We start from the raw sequence: 19,445 nt of genomic DNA on the forward strand, positions 1-19,445 counted from the left end.
CATTATCTATTTGAGTTAGAATCATTAATGTAGATATAATTTTTTAAGAAGGAGATTTTTGTTTGAATAATAAAAAAATAGTTACGCTAATCGCAACAAACCTTTTACTTTGTTCTTTGACTCCAATCGCTGTAAATGCACAAACAGGAGAACAGACGTATCAAACTCAAGAAAATAACATCATTGACGCCAACGAGATATTAAATCGTACAGGCATTGACGAATCGATTTATACACCGTCTGACCAAAATTCTGCTGATAAAATTGAGGCGCAGTCTATGCCCACCCAAGAACAACATGATGTTTATACGAGTGCAAGAAGTGTTTCAAATATCAACCAGTACATTATTGGTAAGAATTATGGTAATCCAGTGATTGAACAGCAGATTAAAAATTTTACACGCTTTAATTATGCAGATGGTTACGGAAAGCCACGCGGTGTTGTTATACACGAAACTGCAAATGATAATTCCACGATTACTGGTGAAATCAACTATATGACTCAAAACTGGGAGAATGCATTTGTCCATACCTTTATTGACAGAGACCGTATAATTCAAATACACCCAACCGAAAATGCTGTTTGGGGAGCTGGAGCCAAGGCAAACCCTTATTTCGTACAATTTGAGCTCGTACGCGAAAAAACACAGGAAAATTTCTATAAATCTGTGAACAACGATGCCTACTATGCAGCCTATATTTTAAAACAATATGGCATAACTCCTGTTAATGCACATAATACTGGTATTGGAACCGTATGGTCTCATGATGCTGTATCAAGATTTCTAGGTGGGACAACTCATACCGATCCTGTAGGTTATTTTAACAAATGGGGATATAATTTCAACCAATTTTTCGAGCTTATACAGCAAAAGTACAATGAATTAACAGTTCCTGTATACAAAGTATATTATGCAAAATCTACAATAAGCTTACGTTCCATGCCTAATTGGAACAGTAGTATTGTGACTAGTATTCCCGAAGGAGCGTCTGTTTCAATTGATCTTAATTCTAAAACTTCAGAGCAATTTTACAAAGTAACATATCAAGGGAAAACCGGTTGGATGAAATTGGATTACTTTTCGAGTACCAGCGTCTTAGAAGATAATTATGCAAAAAGCACTATAAATTTAAGAAAATCTGCAACTTGGGATAGTGAAATTGCTGTTGCAATCCCTACTGGGGAAAAAGTTTCCTTAAATAATACGACTTTGACAAACGGCTTCTACAAAATTACATTCAATAATCAAATTGGATGGATGAAAAAAGAATACTTTTCAAGTACACCTGTTTTAGAAACCTACTATGCCAAAGATATTGTAAACCTTAGAAAAAATGCTGTGTGGGACAGCCCCATCTCAATAACGATTCCTGCTGGTGAAAGAATAACTTTAAATAACTCGACGCTTACTAATGGCTTCTATCAAATCACTTATAATAACACCACTGGATGGATGAAAAAAGATTATTTTGCGGATCAACCAACAATCGAACTACTTTATGCAAAAAATGAAATCTATACGAGAGAATCTCCAAGCTGGGACAGCCCTACTAGTTTCTCAATTCCAGAAGGCGGACAAGTGAGTTTAAATAATACGACACCTGTAAACGGGTTTTATAAAATAACTTATGGAAATAGTACTGCATGGATGAAAAAAGATTATTTTTCAAACAAAGCGGTTCTAGTAGATTATACTGCTAGTAGCACTGTTAACTTGCGTAAGGATGCTAGTTGGGACAGCACTGTTGTGAAGATAGTCCCTAACAATGCGACCGTCGTTGTAAATATTACATCTGCATCTAATGACTTTTATAAAATTAATTATGATGGTCAAGTTGGCTGGATGAAACTAAGTTATTTCCAAATATCGAAATAATTCACTTTTAGAACTCTTCTAGTTAGTATCAAAAATAATAATTAGGTAGAATGCGTTCCAATGAATGGGACGCATTTTTATACTGTCATATCTACAGAAAGTCAAAAAAGAACTTGCTCAGGGTAGCACTCTACCACCCTGAACGAGCCCAAAAAGTTTTATTGCACCAACTACAAAATACAGTTAACTTCTACTTTCAAATAAAACTGCTTTTTGACAATCTTAATTCTCACCTATTTTTTCTGTAAGTGTTGCCCATCATCTGTTAGATAGCCTATATCTCCTGACAATGATACCTTTAACCACCCATTTTCTTTACCCACAACATTGACTTGCTCACCTTCTTTACGGCTTCCAGCTTGACCTGTCCCCCATTGAGGTGCGTCTCTGAATATTACATCTTTCATGCATATATACGCAGTATTAGGACTCACAGTATACCAGTAAGGGTCTATTGCTCCGGAATACCAACCTTCTTGATCTCCTACCTGAACGTGTACAAATCCATTTTGCGTACGGTCAAAGTCAACTGTAGCGGCATAGTAAGCTTTTAATGTAAATGACAATTCACTGTTCCAGTTTCCAGTTTTCAAAATATGCAAATCATTCTTTGCATACAAGGTTTTCTTGCCTTTCAAATTAACATTAGGATTCTCTGTTAACCAGTAAGGATCTATTGCTCCTGAGTACCAGCCTTCTTGATCACCAGCTTTGACATAAACAAACCCATTTTGCGTACGTTCAAAATCTACTACTGCCGGCGTGTTTGCTTTTAGAGTAAATGCAACTTGACTATTCCAATCCCCAGACTTCAAGATATACAAATCATTTTTGGCGTATAATGTTTCCTTTCCTTTAGAAGGTTCTTCTAAATTAGTCATTCGACCAAAGCCAACCATATATCTGCTCCAGAAAGAATTATTTAAATTATCAATCATTACTCCGTTGTCCTGAGCGTTTATCATCTGATTATTGCCTATGTATATTCCGACATGAGCAATTCCATTCCCGTAATCAAAAAATACTAAATCTCCCTGTTTAGCTTGTGATCTTGAGATTTTAGTAGACGCACTGTACTGTCCTCCTGAAATCCTCGGTATAGAAACCCCAATTCCATTCTGGAAAACATATTTGGTATAACCAGAACAATCAAATGTATTTGGTCCATTACCTCCCCATGTATAGGACTTCCCTAAGTACTTCTTCGCTTCATTGTAAAGATTTTCATACGTTTTAGTAGGTGCTGCATTTGCATCTTCAGTAATCCAGTTTACATTTGCAAAAGAAATTACAAACACAAGTAGCAACACAACTATTTTTGATATTCTTTTCATTAAGCGCCTCTCCCTTTTTAGTATTATGTTCTAATTAACTTTAACACAATCAAAAAAGAAAGCGCAATCATTTTTTGCATAAATATACATTTATTTAACTGTTTGATAAAATAAAGGCAGGAAAAGTAGGTCTATAGAATACAAAATAAGCAGAATTTTTTTTATAGCACTTTCTCTGGAGTGTCATGCAACTCCTAAAGTTAGAGTTAAGCACCTAACTTTAGGAGTTGCATGACATTGGCTCTATATAAAGATTCTTGCTTTTTATTTTTGAGTTATGTCCCGCCACTTTTATTGTAAATACTCACCAGCTTGCTTCGTTTTTTTCTTGAAGAATTGATACCATCTGTTATTTTTCTCAATCTCTATTAACTTATTCATAAACAATGGATAGTAGTCCATTGTATAGTGCACATAAAAAAGCCCCCATGGATGTTCATCAAAACTCAGAAATTCTTTGTTTTTTTTGAACAGATCAATGATTTGAATGGATCTGTCATTTTTCCTGATATAATCATACATTTCATTCAACATTTCGTTATAATAATCCACATCAACATTCTTCACCTTACCAGAAGTCGCAATATCAAATTTGTTATCATCAAAATTATAATATTCCTTCACATTCTTTATTTTATGAAGAATAATCTTACTCTTAGGTGATGCCTTTTTCAACTTATCAAGAACGATATCCCATGATTTTTTCCAAAGATCCATATATTGCTCGCGATCTTTATCAATAGATAGTTCCTCGGCTTTTCCTTTTAACAAATCTTTATAATACCCTGTTCGCCACAGTTTCCAGCGATTATTCGACACGTATTCACCAGGCTCTATTTCCAAAACGCCAAAATGAGCATCTCCAAATAAATCAACTATAATTGTGTCTGGTTGAAGTTTCACTAAATGGTCGAAAAACTCTTTTGTAAAATCAGATCTCACGCACCACTCATCATATTCCGAAAAAAAGTCATCTGTGACTACTGGATTCTCTCTTTTGTTAGAAGCCATTGAAATGATTGAACTCTGATTTTGCATAAGAACACATTCGAATTTCTTCTTATAATCAGCATTAAAAATGGAATTAAAGTTATCACGTGTCGCACAACTACCCAGTACTGCTATTCTTTTCATTATTTTCTCCCCTTCAAATCAAATAGGCTCTCTCTCAAAAAAGCAGACAGCTAAAATTTAACTGTCTTCCCTCATTATATCAGAAAATATTTTGCGAACAAAAGGAAAATCTCCAAAAGTGTTAACTAAGAGAGCTTTACAATTATGGCTCCCAAAGTTTATCAGGCTTTATTTCTGTAATTTTGCCTGATGTATAGCAGTACGCCTGTTACTAAAAATAGAAAAATAAGTGGTGCAACAATAACCCAGACCGTATCCGTCCAGTTGTATATTGACACTAACATACTAATGTCCCCTTTCATTTATACTTCTTCAAAAAAGCAGACATTTAAAAATTTAACTGCCTGCTTTACTTTCAATTGCTTAACTTACATCTTTGGTTTTAACTCCTATATCCGCCGTCTTTGCAACTTGTGTCACCGCTGGTTGTCCATCATCGCTCGCCTTGAACATCCCCAGCACCGATTGCCCCGTTCCAACGCAATATCCAAAGAATATCGCCAGCGCAATGAGCACCGTCAACGCGATCTTATCGAACCAGCTGAGTTTGTATTTGTTAGCACTTGGATTCGGATAAATCACCTTCTGTGGACGTTTCTGTTTGCGTTTGAAGTCGTCCTGGTATTCTTTTTTGTAGGATTTGGATTGGCCGTTGAACCAGCGTACGAACTCGTCGTATTTGTCGGCTACTTCTTGGGCTTCTCCCATTTCGCGGATTTGACCGTAATGCATCCAGATAATCCGATCACACAGACTCTTCATTTGTCCGAGTGAATGGCTGACGAACACGATCGTACGGCCGGCTTCTTTGAATTCAGTAATCTTGTCCACGCATTTCTTGTAAAATGTTTGGTCACCTACGGATAGTGCTTCGTCAATAACCAGAATATCGGGGTCGGTGTGAACTGAAATCGCAAAACCTAGACGGGAACGCATCCCGCTGGAGTAATTTTTGATCGGTTGGTTCATGAAGTCGCCGATGTCTGCAAAATCGATAATACTTGGCATCAAGGCATCAATTTCGGACGTTTTTAAGCCGTGCATGAGCAGTTTTAAGCGGACGTTCTCGTAACCGGTGAGCGGGCCTTTTAAGCCGACTGCGATCGCGATTAGCGAGGTTTCACCGTTGATGACAACTTCGCCTTGGGTTGGTGGGATAACGCCGGACATGATGTTCGAAATGGTTGATTTTCCAGAACCGTTAATCCCAATTAGCCCAACTGTTTCGCCGTCGTGAATGTTGAAATTGACGTCGCGCAGTGCCCAGAAAGATTGTCGTTGCTTGTTTTTAGGCAAGAATAGGCCCTTGATTTTGTCGGATTTATTTTGGTAGAGGTCATATTCTTTGGACACATGTTTGAACGCTACTTTGATATTTTTTGCCATTTGTCCTTACCTCCTATAAATAATCCACGAAACGTTCGCGGAATTTCATGTGTAATACGGATCCTACGTACAGACAGACGAGCGTGATCAGCCAGAAGTAGACCGTGTAGGACGGTTCTTGCCAAAAGCCTTTATGCCCGACAAAACTATCTCGGAATCCTTTCAATATATAGACAATTGGATTCAGTTTCAAAAGATCTACAACCCAACCTGGCAGCTTCGTATCCAAGTTCCAAACGACACCTGACACATAAAACAGGACACGCATAACCGATTGCAACATCACGTAATAATCACGTACAAGTACGCTGATTGTCGCGTTTAATAGCGTCACACTGAAAAGGAACGCAATCATGGCCACAAAATAGTAGAAAAACTGGGCCCAATACATCGAAACTGGTGCGCCTTTTATGAAGAGTAGCGCAAAAAAGATAATCATCATCGTGACGTAACTCGTCAAATTCGATACGATTGTAATATTTGGCATGACACTCATCGGGAATTTCATCTTGGAAACCATGTGTATCTTATTGAAAATGCTATTTGCTCCTTGCAAGATAACCGCGCTGATGAAAAACCATGGGATAATACCGGCTAGCATCCATTCGATGTAACTAGCGCCTGCTATCCCTGATTGACCGCGCATCGCGAATCCAAATACAAAGTAGTAAATCGCAACTTGAATTAATGGATTTAATATTTGCCACGCAAGGCCTAAATAATGGCTTTGGTAAGTGGCTTTATCTTCATAACGCGCAATTCGAAAAATCATTGGCGCGTACTTAAATTGTTCTTTTAGGACTTCTAATACTTGTTTCACAAAAACACTTCTTTCCGGAATAATAATGCGGTTATCTACTTTCCGTAACCGAAAATCACTTGCTCTATATCGTATAGGCTCCACCCTTTCGCTCTAGAAAAAGTCACATAATGATGTCGTTTACGCATTTCTATGTTGCATATCTGTCGTTGCTGTTTAGTCGATTCTTCCGTAAATGTAAGTCAGTTTCTTCGTATTTCTAGTGAGCCTTCTTAAAAATTAAAAACCCACCTTATGTTAAATTACCTCAAAAGTAGGCGTTTGTAAAGTAAGATCTTTATTTTTGCTCGAATTTTACGGGTAAATTGCTTTGAAAAGTGCTTCTTGTCCTTCTATCAAACGCGGTCCTGGTCGACTCACGATAGATGGATCGATGTCGTAGATGCGATTATTTTTGACAGCAGGGATGTTTTTCCAAGCCGATCGTTTCGCAATTTCTTGTTTGGCGTTGGGATAGATCGTAATAATAACGTCGGGCGCAGCTTTGATGACTTGTTCCTCGCTATATTGTGGGTAGCCTTTTTCAGTGACAATGTTTTTAGCCTGAATATTGGTCAACATTTCGTTAATGAAGGTATCTTGGCCTGCTGTGTATAGATCTGGACTGATTTCTAGCCAGACTTTCGTTTTCACTTTCCTCGCGCGTTCCTCTACCTTGTTAGCCGCTTGCATCGACGCGACCAGTTTGTCTGCTTCTTTCCTCGTTCCTGTGAGATCGCCAATTTGCGTGAACGTTTTATAGGCCGCGTCGAAAGTTTGTGCATCCGATACAACGAATACTGGAATGTTTGCTTTTTTGATTTGATCATAGGCGTCTTTGTTATAGCTCATCATCGAGGCATGGCCAAGAACTAAGTCGGGTTTCATGCTGATTATTTTCTCCACATTAATCTCTGTTGTCGCAACGACAGGTAGTTTTTTGACAGCGGACGGATAATCATCGCTCGACGTAACGCCAATAACTTTATCTCCGAGCCCAAGACGGTACAGAATTTCGGTGTTGCTTGGGATAAGCGAAACAATTTTTTTCGGTTTCACGCTGAGCTCCATTTTAGCCCCAGTCGCGTCCGTTGCTATGTATTCTGGTTTTTGCGCCGCTTTCTCAGACGTAGTTTGCGCACCACAACCGGCTAAGACAAGAAGGAAAGCTAAGCTTAGACCAGCCATTATTTTTTTAAAATTCATTTTTGGTTCCCCTTTTCAAAATGGAAAAAGTCGGGCGTTTGGATATCCCGACTCTTCCTCCGTTCTATGTGTTAGACACGCCCAACTTCCATAAGAAGGTCCGCTGACTCGATCACATCGCCATCTGTGACAAAAATCGCATTGACTTTGCCGTCGAATGGGGCTTGGATCGTTGTCTCCATCTTCATTGCTTCTGTAATTAGGAGTGGATCGCCTTTTTTCACTTCTTGGCCTTTTTCAGCAACAATCTTGATTACCGAACCGGTCATTGTTGCACCTACATGTTCTGGATTTGTTGTATCAATCTTGCGACGCGTCACAACAGTCGATTGAACGTTAAAGTCTTGCACGGAGATTTCGCGTGGCTGACCATTCAATTCGAAGTAAATAACACGCGTGCCGTCTGCAATTGGCTCACCGATCGAGTTTAACTTGATGATTAGCGTTTTACCTTTTTCAAGCTCTACTTCAACCGTCTCGCCTAAGCGCATGCCTTTAAAGAAAGTCGGCGTATCAAGTACCGTCACGTCACCATATTTCTCAATCATCGTCAAGTAGTCAAGGAACACTTTCGGATACAGAATATACGACATAACATCGTGATCTGTCGGCTCTCCCGTCGTCATTTTCTCAGCAAGCTCGGCGCGAACTGCTTCAAAATCAACAGGCTCCATCAAAGCTCCAGGACGCTCTGTCAAAGGCGTGCGACCTTTCAAGACGATTTTTTGTAGCTTCTCTGGGAATCCGCCATACGGTTGACCAATCTCGCCCATAAAGAATTCAATGATCGAATCTGGGAAGTCGAGCGTCTCCCCTTTATCATACACATCTTGCTCCGAAAGATCATTTTGCACCATGAAGAGCGCCATGTCACCAACCACTTTCGAGGATGGGGTTACTTTCACGATATCGCCAAACATTTCGTTCACGACCGCGTAAGTTCCTTTCACTTCATCCCAACGGTCACCTAAGCCCACTGCCTTGGCTTGTTGTTGTAAGTTCGTATATTGACCACCCGGCATTTCGTGCGTGTAAACCTCCGTTTGTGGGGAATTTAGCGCATTATCAAAATCTTTGTAGTATTTACGAACATCTTCCCAATAATGATTAATGATTTGCGAATCATGCGCATTAAGAATCGCTTGACGTTTCCCGTTTTCAAGACCGTAGTAAAGGCCTGTCATGCTCGGTTGAGACGTCGCGCCACTCATCGCGCTGGAAGATACATCGACGATATCCACGCCCGCACTAACCGCCGCGGCATACGTATAAATTCCGTTACCACTCGTGTCATGCGTGTGCAAGTGAATCGGCACATCGACAGTGTCTTTTAGTTCGCTCACAAGACGGTACGCCGCTTGCGGTTTTAAAAGTCCAGCCATATCTTTAATCGCCAAGATATCCGTACCTTGCGCGACAAGCTCTTTCGCCATATCTTTATAGTAATCTACATTATATTTCGTACGTGTTGCATCCTCGATATCGCCCGTGTAACAAATTGCTGCTTCCACGACTTTACCAGCATCACGAACCGCTTCAATCGACACTTCCATGCCTTTCAACCAGTTCAAGCTATCGAAAATACGGAACACATCGACACCGCTTTGTGCAGATTGCTTCACGAACTCGCGAATCACGTTATCCGGATAGTTCTTGTAGCCAACAGCATTCGCGCCACGTAACAACATTTGGAACATTACGTTCGGAATTTGTTTACGCAACGTTTCCAGACGCACCCACGGATCTTCATTCAAGAACCGGTAAGCCGTATCAAACGTTGCACCGCCCCACATTTCAAACGAGAACATGTTTGGCAATAAATGCGCCATCGGATCCGCGATTTGGAAAATGTCTTTCGAACGAACCCGCGTCGCCAGTAACGATTGATGCGCATCACGCAATGTCGTATCGGTTAGCAATACCTCTTGTTGCGCTTTGACCCATTCCACAATTCCCGCAGGACCTTTTGCGTCCAAAATTTGTTTTGTTCCAGGTTCGATTTTTGCGTCGAAAGGAATCTTTGGAATACGCAGATCATCATAGACCAACTTCTCGCGGTGTTTAATGCCGGGGAAGCCATTCACCGTCACGTTACTGATGTAGCGAAGCGTCTTCGTACCACGGTCACGCACTTTCGGGAAATCGAACAATTCAGGCGTCGAATCGATAAACGACGTATTATAGTTTCCACTAATGAAATCAGGATGTTGTACCACGTTTAGCAAGAACGGAATATTCGTTTTCACACCACGAATCCGGAACTCAATCAAGTTACGAATCATTTTGCGACACGCTTGTTCAAACGTCATGCCCCACGTACATAATTTTACAAGTAAGGAATCGTAAAATGGCGTCACGACCGTACCTTGGAAACCATTCCCAGCATCAAGACGCACCCCAAAACCACCAGTTGAGCGGTATGTATTAATACGACCAGTATCTGGCATAAAGTTGTTCAAAGGATCTTCCGTCGTAATCCGGCACTGAATCGCCGAACCATTAATCCGGATATCTTCTTGTTGCGGAATTCCCACGAGTTGATCATGCATCGAAGAACCATCAGCGATAAACAGTTGCGATTGCACAATATCAATCCCTGTAATCATCTCTGTAATGGTATGCTCCACTTGAACACGCGGATTTACTTCGATGAAATAAAACTCTTCGCCAGCAACTAAAAACTCGACCGTTCCAGCGTTCAAATAATCCACGTTCTTCATCAATTTCACAGCAGCATCACAAATACGTTCGCGCAAATCCGATGTAATCGCGTTACATGGCGCTACTTCCACAACTTTCTGGTGACGGCGTTGCACGGAGCAATCACGTTCAAATAAATGCACGATATTGCCGTGTGAATCGCCCAGAATTTGTACCTCGATATGTTTCGGATTAACGACACATTTCTCAACGTACACCTCATCATTACCAAAAGCCGCTTTAGCTTCTGATCCAGCGCGCTCAAATGCGTCCTTCACGTCTGCCGGGCCTTGAACGACACGCATCCCACGTCCACCACCGCCGAGTGAAGCCTTAACCATTAACGGATAACCATGTTTTTCTCCGAATGCAGCTACTTCTTCCGCATTTGCTACAGGTCCATTACTCCCTGGAATAACCGGGATATCGGCGAGTAAAGCTTGTTCTTTTGCTTTAATTTTGTCACCGAACATATCTAGGTGTTTCGATTTAGGTCCTACAAAAATGATGCCTTCTTTTTCACAGCGTTTGGCAAAGTCAATATTTTCCGACAAAAAGCCATAACCCGGGTGAATTGCGTCAACATTAGCGATCTTGGCAATTTCGATAATATTATCGATATCCAGATACGCGTCGATCGGTTTTTTCCCTTCCCCTACGAGGTAAGCCTCATCCGCCTTATAACGGTGAAACGCCGCCGTATCCTCTTGCGAATAAATCGCCACTGTCTTAATGTTTAGTTCCGTACACGCCCGAAGTACGCGAATCGCGATCTCGCCACGATTGGCAACTAATACCTTTTTAATGTTGTTCATTTTTTTTCCTCCTAACCTACACTACCTAATTTTTCTATCTACATAGCTGCTAACATCATTACCGTCATGGAGAAAAACGGTATATCAGTCAATTATAGTATTAAAGTGCCCCGAATGTAAATTCTTTTCGCTGATTTTTATGAAAAATGTTCTGTTTTGTTGGATAAATCGCATATAATAGCGGATCTAAAGCATGTTATACACCGGGTATCCAATAGACGACAAATCATAGAAAATGTAGTATATCCCTTCTAAAAATGAGAAAAACGAGCCATCTTACCTCAGCTCGTTTCCTCTATGTTCGCCTCTGTACCTGTTGTTTCGGTTTTGCTAAATCTTTATCCGCACCGTAATTCTTTTGAAATTTATTCATCATCGATACGTTGAGTACAATCCCGACCAAGATCGACATCGACATCAACGAGGACCCGCCAAAACTCGTAAATGGCAAGGTGACACCAGTCAGCGGAATCATCCCTGTCGCCCCACCTAAATTAATAAACGCCTGAATTCCAATCAGCGTCGCGGTCCCGTAACAGAGCAACGAGCCGAACGTATCGTTCGAACGCATGCCGTTAGTAATAGAGCGTAGTACGATGAAGAAAATTCCACCAACAGTAATCAAAATCCCGAAAAAACCAAGTTCTTCCGCAATAATCGCGCTAATAAAATCGGTGTGCGCTTCCGGCAAATACCCGAGCTTCTGCACACTTCCACCTAGCCCCTGCCCAAAGAAACCTCCAGAACCAATCGCGTAAAATGAGTTCACCAACTGATACCCACTCGCGCCGTGATCAGTAAACGGATTTTGAAAGCTCGTAATCCGCCCAATCCGTTTCGTCGTAATCAGTTTCGACCGAATATCTTCTGGTAGTAAAAAGACAACAATACATAAAACCGCCAAAATCAGCAATCCTAATCCGACCAATTTTAAAATCGTTTTCAGTCGCATACCAGACGCCATAATAATTCCGCAACCCGTCATGAAGATAATCGCAGCCGTCCCAATATCCGGTTGCAGTAAAATCAAGAAGCAGACCACGACTAAAAATAAAACTGGCGGCAAAACTCCACGGTTAAAATCATCAATATAGCGCTGTTTTTTAGAGTAAATCGCCGCCATGTAAACAATCATCGATACTTTAATAAATTCAGAAGGCTGGATTCGAATCGGACCAAACGCCAACCAACTTTGCGCATTGTTCGCCGAATCACCAAACACCAAAACAAGTAAAAGCATCCCGGCTGAACCAAACATAATCAACATTAACATTTTATTATTTTGAAAAATCTTGTACGGAAATACTGCGAAAAAAATCAGTAAGACAAGCGAAATAATCCAATTTTTTAATTGGCTGTTGTAGAACGTCGCCGGATCCCATCCTTTATTGATCGCGACAAACACACTGGAACTATATACCATGATCAACCCGAACAGACATACAATGATGTATACCGCTAAAAGAGGATAGTCATAGGATTTCAACATTTTTTTAAACATACACATCTTCCAATCATTTCGAGCCTCACCAAAACACAAGGTCCTACTTTATTATATCTCTCCATTATAAAGGAAATCTGGATGAAAAGAAATAATAAAAGCGCCTTATTAAAAAATGTATACGAAATGTATTATTTTTTACGTCGTTCGTTGATATCACGTATCCTAGCTAAATCGACCTTCGCTTGGCGGTCAATCGTGAGTAGTCCATTCACCTCTTGCTGCACATCGCTCACTTGTGTATAGCAAAAACCGCAGACATAGTCCAAATCCTGAATCGCTCCTGTGATGCTTTCAAAACGTTCTAAGAAAGCCGCCTCGTCCTGCACTTGGTTACCGTAACCCCAACCCGATTCCGATTGGAAAGCAATCCCGCCGAATTCTGAAATAATCACTGGTTGCCCGTTATCCCAGTAGCCATCTGCAAACGGATAGCGAAACTGATTATGTTGGAAGGCGTTCGATAGCAACTTTTCACGATCAGCGTAGCGCTTTGCAAAAATTTCTCCTGTCTCCTCATAATCATGCAGCGTAATAATATCCGAAATCGTGTGATCCCAACCGTCATTCGTCACCACCGGGCGCATCGGGTCCATCGCTTTCGTCAAATAATAAATGCCTTCAGTAAATTGTTGTTGCTTCACGTTTTCATGTATATCCGCGATTCCCCACGATTCATTGAAAGGTACCCAGGTGATAATCGACGGGTGGTTGTAGTTTTGCTTCACGATTTCAAGCCATTCGGTCGTAAAATTCGCCACCGCCTTATCGCTAAAACTGTATGTGGAGCCTACTTCCGACCAAACAAGCAGTCCCTTCTTATCACACAAATATAAGAAGCGGTTATCCTCCACTTTTTGATGTTTGCGGACGCCATTGTAGCCCATTTCAATGATCTTTTCGATATCGAGTTCGAGCGCGCTAATGGATGGCGGGGTCAGGTCGCTTTCTTCCCAATAACCTTGATCGAGAATGAGACGCTGGTATAATTCTTCATTGTTAAGCAAAATCTTGTCGCCTTCGATCGCGATTTTCCGCATTCCAAAATAGGATGCTACGCGATCCACAACCGTATTTTCTTGCACTAGTGTGAAGGTAATATCATACAGATTCGGCGTCTGTGTATTCCACACTTTCATGCTCCATGGATCACCTTTTGCGAGGACGGACGCGGATAAACGGGCGACACCATCTTTAAGTAGCGCGCTAACTTCTTCAATGACTTCCCCGTCAAACTTGATGGTTGCGCGTGCAGAAACATCCGCATGCCAAGCATTTGCCTCTACTTCTAATTCGATTTTCTGAGCATCGAAATCCGGCGTCATTTTCACATAATCGATATGAATGGGCGATACATATTCAAGCCATACTGATTTCCAAATACCGGTCGTCTGCACATACCAACAGCCAAAATTATCCTTGAGCCAGCGCTGCTTTCCGCGCGGTTGCGCCGTATCCACGCTATCTTGAACACGAACTGTTATCCGATTTTCCCCATCGGCAATATAAGCTGTGATATCGAATACAAACGCTGTATAGCCACCCTGATGCTCCCCAACTACTTTGCCATTCACCCAAACCGTCGTTATATAATCCGAACCTTCGAAATGCAACAAAACATTTTTCCCAGTCTTGAGCTCCACCTCTTTTTCATACCAAACAACCGCGTGATGCGACTCATCATGAATACCGCTCGCCTTCGTTTCATATGTAAACGGCACTTCGATGGCTACCGGCGCAGGCAACGTCACGCTCCAACCGTCCACTAATCCAACTTCCTCATCATCAAACGCAAAACGCCATTTCCCATCTAATGACTCCCAATTTTTCCGTACGAACTGCGGTCTTGGATGTAATTTTGTCATCCCAATTCCTCCCCAATCATTTCATTTCGCTGCACTTTCATGCTTTTATTTTTAGCCATGCCAATAATTCCCGCGCTCATAAACAAGAAAATGTTCGGCATATCCATCATAAAGTAAGAAAATACGCCGCATACTAGGAACCAAACCGGCAGTTTCCAGCCCACGCTCCCATTTTTCCAATGTTTACGCGCCAAATAAATATTCAACAAGCCGAGTAAAATCAACAACACCCCAAAGATCACCACAAAATTAAAAATACTCCCAAACAAGGCCTTCATCGCTCTCATTTGTGCCACCGAAAGCCCGGCAACATCTAATCCTTGCCGCTTTATAAATAACCCATATACAAAAATCGTCAGCAAGCCATCCAACAACTGCCAAGCTGCCGCGATATAAATAAAAATCCGTTCCAATCGTCTGCTCATCGAAAGTCCCCCTTAACCTTTTACACCGGATGACAAAGCCATCGACTGTAAGAAGTACTTTTGCGCGAATAAGTATAATATGAACGTCGGAACAATCGCAACGAGTGCTCCTGCCATTAAATGTGCCGGTTGTGCTTGGTACATCCCTTGTAGCAACTGTAATCCTGGCGTGATCGGCATCATTTCAATATCATTAAACACGATCGAAGGCCAGAGGAAATCGTTCCACGCCGCCGTAAAGGTAAACAACGCCACCACCATCAAAACCGGTCGCAAAAGTGGCAAAATAACTTTGTAGAAAATTTTGAAGTCACCAGCACCATCCATGCGTGCCGCTTCATCAAATTCAATCGGAATATTCACCATGAATTGTCGCACTAAAAAGATATTAAAAACAGCTGCAGCACCCGGCACAATCGCCGCTAAATAATTATTCACCCATCCAAACGTGTCGATAATTTTGTAAAGTGGAATCAAATTCACAACACTCGGAAACATCATCGTCGCCATGAGAAATACAAACATCGCATTGCGTCCACGGAATTTCAAGCGACTATAGGCAAACGCGGCGAGCGAAACAACGACAAGTACGAGCACCGTCTGCGATACTGCGATAATCATTGAATTCATAAACCAGCGCATGAGTGGTGTTGCCGCATTATCAAATAGCAACTCGGTGTAGTTTGTCGTCACCCATTGTACCGGCAAGAATTTAAAGCCCGCCGTCGCGACTTCCACCTCTGATTTGAACGATGTCACAAATCCCCAAGCGAGCGGAACGACCCAAATGATCGCCATGACGAGCAAGAAGATAAATGCCATTAATTTTGAAATAACACGCGAATCTTTTTTCATCAAAAATTCCTCCCCTCATCTGTTAGTTTTTGTTGCGTAAAAAGAAAAATTGGATGGCAGAAACAATCATGATACACAATCCTAGAATAACAGCCATCGCCGACGCAATACCCGCAATCGATTGCCCTGTCCCAAATGCATTCTGCTGGATATACATCAACAGTACCGACGTCGAGCCCGATGGCCCACCTTTTGTTAGCATCAGCGGTTGCCCGTAAACGTTAAATTGCGCGATGGTTGTCATCACGACTGTATACAGCAGCTGCGCCCGAATACTCGGTAACGTGATCCGGAAAAATTTTTGCATCGAGGTAGCTCCATCTATTTCTGCTGCCTCATAAAAATCCTTGGAAATCCCGTTTAGCGCCGCCTGATAAATGATCATGTTGCCACCGATACACCACCAAACCGTTACAATCACAAGCGTTATCCAGGCATAAGGCTGTGTTCCAACCCAGTTCACCGTCGTGCCTAAAAACTGGTTAATCGGCCCAAAACTCACATTAAACATCAATCCCCAAATAATGATAACCGCTGAAATCGCAAATAATGACGGCAAATAAAACAGCGATTGAAAAACCTTGTTTAGCTTCGGCTTCGCGTTCAGCGCACTAGCCAATAATAGCGGTACGATAATACAAAATGGCACAGTCAACACAACAAAAATAAATGTATTCCGCAACCCATTATGTAACTGCTCATAAAACGTAGAATCTTTTTGGAATAAAATTTCGCGATAATTATCAAAACCTACAAAATCAGGCGTACCAACCAAGTCCCAGTCCGTAAAAGAAATATAAATCCCGTATACTACTGGAACGAGAAAAAAGATCAAGAAAATAATCAAATGCGGGCCTGCGAACAACCACGGTGTCAATCGCCACTTTCGTGTCTTGTACGTTATTGTTTTAGCGTTTGCTTCCATTTTCACCACTCCATCCTTCCATCCAAAGACTCAGGAGAAGCGCATGCATCCCCCAAGCCATCCTTACTTTATTTGTTGGATTTATCCTTGGAAATCTTATCCTCGACCGCGTGTTGCATATCTGCCAAGCCTTTATTCACAGGTGTTTTACCAAAAATAATATCGTTCCCATTCGCATCCAATTGCTCCGATACATAGCCATTATATTTATAATCGAAAATTTTCAATGATTTTTGTTCGGTTGGATCAAGTAATAAGAAAGATTGTGGCATCTTTTTGTAAGTAGGATCATCGATGATTTTTAGAGAAGCTGGGTTTTGGCCTGATTTCGCCCACTCAAGGGAGTTGTCTTGCACCCAATCTAGAAATGCAAGCACGCCTTTTGTCTTTTCTTTCGAGCGCCCTTTGCTTTGAAACATCGTGAATTGATGCGAACTAGACCAGTTCACCATTTTTTCCTTGTCCCCGCTTAATTGCGGTGCATTCGTAATACCCCAGTCAAACTTGGCATCTTTCGCTGTATTTTGCATCCAAATGCCTTCTGGTGCAAAAATCACTTTTCCAGCGATGAATTTTTGGAAGTAATCTTCGCCATCTTTTGTGGTGATACCATCTTTATACATGCCTTTCCATAAGTTAAACGTGTCTTTCGCTTGTTGATTATCAAGTGTTGGATCTACGCCATTTTCCGTTAATTTGCCACCATTTTGCGCGTAAAGTGATAGGAAAGTCGGCTTCACCCAGCTTACAGAAACCGCGTCAATTTTATCTTTTTTGGCAAGTTCCCCGGCCGCTTTTATTTCATCAAATGTCACGACATTATCGTCGAGTGCTGTCGGAACGTACTTTTCCACTAAATCTTTGTTGTAATACATAATAAAAGAATGGATATCCAGCGGAATACTATAGCGTCTATTTTCTAACTGTCCAATATTCCAAGCCTCTGGTACGTAATTCTCCGCCTTAAAATCCGGAAAATCTGCTAAATAATCATCATAGGCCATCAACATATCATTATCGACATATTGCTTAATTCGTTCTGCATGGACAATCGTTAAATCAGGAATGTTCTTGCCCGAATTCACAACCGTTGGGATTTTCGTATACATATCGCCTTCTTTTAACGACATGTTCTTCACTTTAAACTCTGGATTTGTTTTATTGTAAGCATCCACCATTTTCTGCATATTGGCGCCATCCGGACCAGTAAATGGATTCCAGAAAATGATCTCCTTACTCTTAGCCGTATCCTTCGCGTCGCTAGAACCTCCACATGCTGCCAATCCCGCAACTAACAACAACATACAAACAAGACCTACTACCTTCTTCATTTTAAATTCCTCCCCTAATAGCCGAAGCTTTGTGAATATGTATCCGACATGCCACACACCTTCAGACCAGTTTAATGTAAACGCCTACATAACAATTTTAAAAAAGAAGACATTTAGTTAACCATTAAGTAAATTAATAACTAAACTTCTTTTATATTTTTACTATAATTCACTAAAAAAATAATGTCAACTCTTTTAGTTCTTTTAGTATTTATTTTATGTTATGATGAACTAATAAGTTTAGCAAATGTTTGGGAACACGCCATTTTGACTATTTCCATCTATAAAATCATTAACTAAAGGAGGATTTTTTTACATGCAATTAGATATTTCTAAAGATTCTCTTCATGTGTATGAAGCGCTCGCTAGCGAGACAAGAATCCACATTTTGAATCTACTTTCACAAAGTTCCATGAACATTAAAGAACTCGCACACGCTTTACATATGAGTAGCGCCATTATTACGCGACACATCAATCAATTAGAGAATGCCCAATTAATTCGCACCGAAAAAATACCTGGAAAATCTGGCATCCAGAAAATTTCCAAGCTCGTGGTGGATAAAATCGAGATCACTTTCCCAACAACGATTTATCCTAATTTTAAAATGAGATCTTTAGAATTACCAGTGGGGCATTATACAGATTATAACGTCACACCAACGTGCGGGCTCGCTTCTAGCAAAGATTTCATCGGTCATGTCGATGAGCCGAAGTACTTCATGGATGCCAGACGAATGGATGCACAAATCATCTGGTTCACACAAGGCTATTTGGAATATAAAGTGCCTAATCCATTACAAACAGGAGAACAAATGGAGTTACTTGAGATCAGTTTCGAAATAGCCTCCGAGTTTCCTTACTCCAACAACGTTTGGCCTTCTGATATCACTTTCTACTTAAACGGTCATACACTCGGAACATGGACCTGCCCGGGTAATTTTTCTGACATTCGCGGGAAATATACACCAAGCTGGTGGGAAGACGCTAACAGTCAGTATGGCCTCTTCAAAACCATTCGCATTTCCGAGCACGGAACTCATTTTGATGGAGAAATTTTATCCGCATTAGCCTTGGACGATTTAGATATAACGGCAGAGCTCCTTACATTCCGTATCGCTGTTGAAAAAGATGCTAAAAACATCGGTGGAACCACAATATTTGGAAAGGGATTTGGGAATCATCAGAAGGATATGGAGTTTAAGTTTTATTATTCAGAGAAGTGCTGAAAAGAGTTCGTTTGGATAGGTTATATTGCACTGGAAATTCTAATAGACAACATTGCTCACCGCC

The 19,445-nt window shown here is 41.0% G+C and carries 14 protein-coding genes and 1 pseudogene; 2 read left to right on the forward strand and 13 right to left on the reverse strand.

The genetic code is table 11. The annotated features are described in order from the left end of the window. The first annotated feature begins 62 nt into the window (after positions 1 to 62). Positions 63 to 1,877: an N-acetylmuramoyl-L-alanine amidase gene (locus tag HCJ54_RS00375; protein WP_244966864.1), complete on the forward strand. Its 1,815-nt coding sequence runs from the start codon at positions 63 to 65 to the stop codon at positions 1,875 to 1,877. An 878-nt stretch (positions 1,878 to 2,755) separates the two neighbouring features. Here the strand turns inward: HCJ54_RS00375 and HCJ54_RS15405 are convergent. From HCJ54_RS15405 to HCJ54_RS00435, 13 genes and pseudogenes are all read right to left on the reverse strand, one after another. Continuing rightward, positions 2,756 to 3,088: pseudogene (locus HCJ54_RS15405) on the reverse strand (NlpC/P60 family protein); the annotation flags it as partial. 414 nt (positions 3,089 to 3,502) lie between these two features. After that, positions 3,503 to 4,345, reverse strand: a complete 843-nt coding sequence (locus HCJ54_RS00385) for a DUF6270 domain-containing protein (protein WP_187136224.1) — start codon at positions 4,343 to 4,345, stop codon at positions 3,503 to 3,505. Positions 4,346 to 4,506: 161 nt separating this feature from the next. Then, positions 4,507 to 4,629, reverse strand: a complete 123-nt coding sequence (locus tag HCJ54_RS15535; RefSeq protein ID WP_280527047.1) for a hypothetical protein — start codon at positions 4,627 to 4,629, stop codon at positions 4,507 to 4,509. A gap of 79 nt (positions 4,630 to 4,708) precedes the next feature. Continuing rightward, positions 4,709 to 5,731 (reverse strand): teichoic acids export ABC transporter ATP-binding subunit TagH, encoded by a 1,023-nt coding sequence (gene tagH / locus HCJ54_RS00390; protein WP_187136225.1) that lies wholly within the window; start codon positions 5,729 to 5,731, stop codon positions 4,709 to 4,711. A 13-nt stretch (positions 5,732 to 5,744) separates the two neighbouring features. Continuing rightward, positions 5,745 to 6,551: an ABC transporter permease gene (locus HCJ54_RS00395; RefSeq protein WP_185409545.1), complete on the reverse strand. Its 807-nt coding sequence runs from the start codon at positions 6,549 to 6,551 to the stop codon at positions 5,745 to 5,747. 294 nt (positions 6,552 to 6,845) lie between these two features. Beyond that, positions 6,846 to 7,736, reverse strand: coding sequence for an ABC transporter substrate-binding protein (locus HCJ54_RS00400; RefSeq protein WP_244966865.1), 891 nt, complete (start codon positions 7,734 to 7,736; stop codon positions 6,846 to 6,848). 71 nt (positions 7,737 to 7,807) lie between these two features. Continuing rightward, positions 7,808 to 11,251, reverse strand: coding sequence for a pyruvate carboxylase (pyc, locus tag HCJ54_RS00405; protein WP_187136226.1), 3,444 nt, complete (start codon positions 11,249 to 11,251; stop codon positions 7,808 to 7,810). A gap of 295 nt (positions 11,252 to 11,546) precedes the next feature. Continuing rightward, positions 11,547 to 12,752, reverse strand: a complete 1,206-nt coding sequence (locus HCJ54_RS00410) for an FtsW/RodA/SpoVE family cell cycle protein (protein WP_187136227.1) — start codon at positions 12,750 to 12,752, stop codon at positions 11,547 to 11,549. 131 nt (positions 12,753 to 12,883) lie between these two features. Continuing rightward, the gene (locus tag HCJ54_RS00415; RefSeq protein ID WP_187136228.1) at positions 12,884 to 14,617 is read right to left on the reverse strand and encodes a glycoside hydrolase family 2 protein; all 1,734 of its coding nucleotides are present in this window, start codon (positions 14,615 to 14,617) and stop codon (positions 12,884 to 12,886) included. Further along, the gene (locus HCJ54_RS00420; protein ID WP_036067190.1) at positions 14,614 to 15,042 is read right to left on the reverse strand and encodes a hypothetical protein; all 429 of its coding nucleotides are present in this window, start codon (positions 15,040 to 15,042) and stop codon (positions 14,614 to 14,616) included. Before HCJ54_RS00420 ends, HCJ54_RS00415 begins: the two co-directional genes overlap by 4 nt. A gap of 12 nt (positions 15,043 to 15,054) precedes the next feature. Further along, positions 15,055 to 15,897: a carbohydrate ABC transporter permease gene (locus HCJ54_RS00425; RefSeq protein ID WP_036067189.1), complete on the reverse strand. Its 843-nt coding sequence runs from the start codon at positions 15,895 to 15,897 to the stop codon at positions 15,055 to 15,057. 22 nt (positions 15,898 to 15,919) lie between these two features. Further along, positions 15,920 to 16,822, reverse strand: coding sequence for a carbohydrate ABC transporter permease (locus tag HCJ54_RS00430; protein WP_187136533.1), 903 nt, complete (start codon positions 16,820 to 16,822; stop codon positions 15,920 to 15,922). 68 nt (positions 16,823 to 16,890) lie between these two features. Then, positions 16,891 to 18,153 carry an extracellular solute-binding protein gene (locus HCJ54_RS00435; RefSeq protein WP_187136229.1) on the reverse strand — a complete coding sequence of 421 codons (1,263 nt, stop codon included), beginning with the start codon at positions 18,151 to 18,153 and terminating at the stop codon, positions 16,891 to 16,893. A gap of 316 nt (positions 18,154 to 18,469) precedes the next feature. Here HCJ54_RS00435 and HCJ54_RS00440 point away from each other — a divergent pair, with 316 nt between their 5' ends. Beyond that, complete coding sequence (locus tag HCJ54_RS00440; RefSeq protein WP_187136230.1) at positions 18,470 to 19,381, forward strand: ArsR/SmtB family transcription factor; 912 nt, start codon at positions 18,470 to 18,472, stop codon at positions 19,379 to 19,381. The last annotated feature ends 64 nt before the right edge of the window (positions 19,382 to 19,445 follow it).

The organism is Listeria grandensis (assembly GCF_014322885.1).
In the GTDB taxonomy this organism is placed as follows: domain Bacteria; phylum Bacillota; class Bacilli; order Lactobacillales; family Listeriaceae; genus Listeria_A; species Listeria_A grandensis.

What these genes read in the sequence shown, in the direction of transcription:
- HCJ54_RS00385 (WP_187136224.1), bottom strand. Translation starts at nt 4,345, where the DNA reads ATGAAAAGAATAGCAGTACTGGGTAGTTGTGCGACACGTGATAACTTT.
- HCJ54_RS15535 (WP_280527047.1), bottom strand. Translation starts at nt 4,629, where the DNA reads ATGTTAGTGTCAATATACAACTGGACGGATACGGTCTGGGTTATTGTT.
- tagH (WP_187136225.1), bottom strand. Translation starts at nt 5,731, where the DNA reads ATGGCAAAAAATATCAAAGTAGCGTTCAAACATGTGTCCAAAGAATAT.
- HCJ54_RS00400 (WP_244966865.1), bottom strand. Translation starts at nt 7,736, where the DNA reads ATGAATTTTAAAAAAATAATGGCTGGTCTAAGCTTAGCTTTCCTTCTT.
- pyc (WP_187136226.1), bottom strand. Translation starts at nt 11,251, where the DNA reads ATGAACAACATTAAAAAGGTATTAGTTGCCAATCGTGGCGAGATCGCG.
- HCJ54_RS00410 (WP_187136227.1), bottom strand. Translation starts at nt 12,752, where the DNA reads ATGTTTAAAAAAATGTTGAAATCCTATGACTATCCTCTTTTAGCGGTA.
- HCJ54_RS00415 (WP_187136228.1), bottom strand. Translation starts at nt 14,617, where the DNA reads ATGACAAAATTACATCCAAGACCGCAGTTCGTACGGAAAAATTGGGAG.
- HCJ54_RS00420 (WP_036067190.1), bottom strand. Translation starts at nt 15,042, where the DNA reads ATGAGCAGACGATTGGAACGGATTTTTATTTATATCGCGGCAGCTTGG.
- HCJ54_RS00425 (WP_036067189.1), bottom strand. Translation starts at nt 15,897, where the DNA reads ATGAAAAAAGATTCGCGTGTTATTTCAAAATTAATGGCATTTATCTTC.
- HCJ54_RS00430 (WP_187136533.1), bottom strand. Translation starts at nt 16,822, where the DNA reads ATGGAAGCAAACGCTAAAACAATAACGTACAAGACACGAAAGTGGCGA.
- HCJ54_RS00435 (WP_187136229.1), bottom strand. Translation starts at nt 18,153, where the DNA reads ATGAAGAAGGTAGTAGGTCTTGTTTGTATGTTGTTGTTAGTTGCGGGA.
- HCJ54_RS00440 (WP_187136230.1), top strand. Translation starts at nt 18,470, where the DNA reads ATGCAATTAGATATTTCTAAAGATTCTCTTCATGTGTATGAAGCGCTC.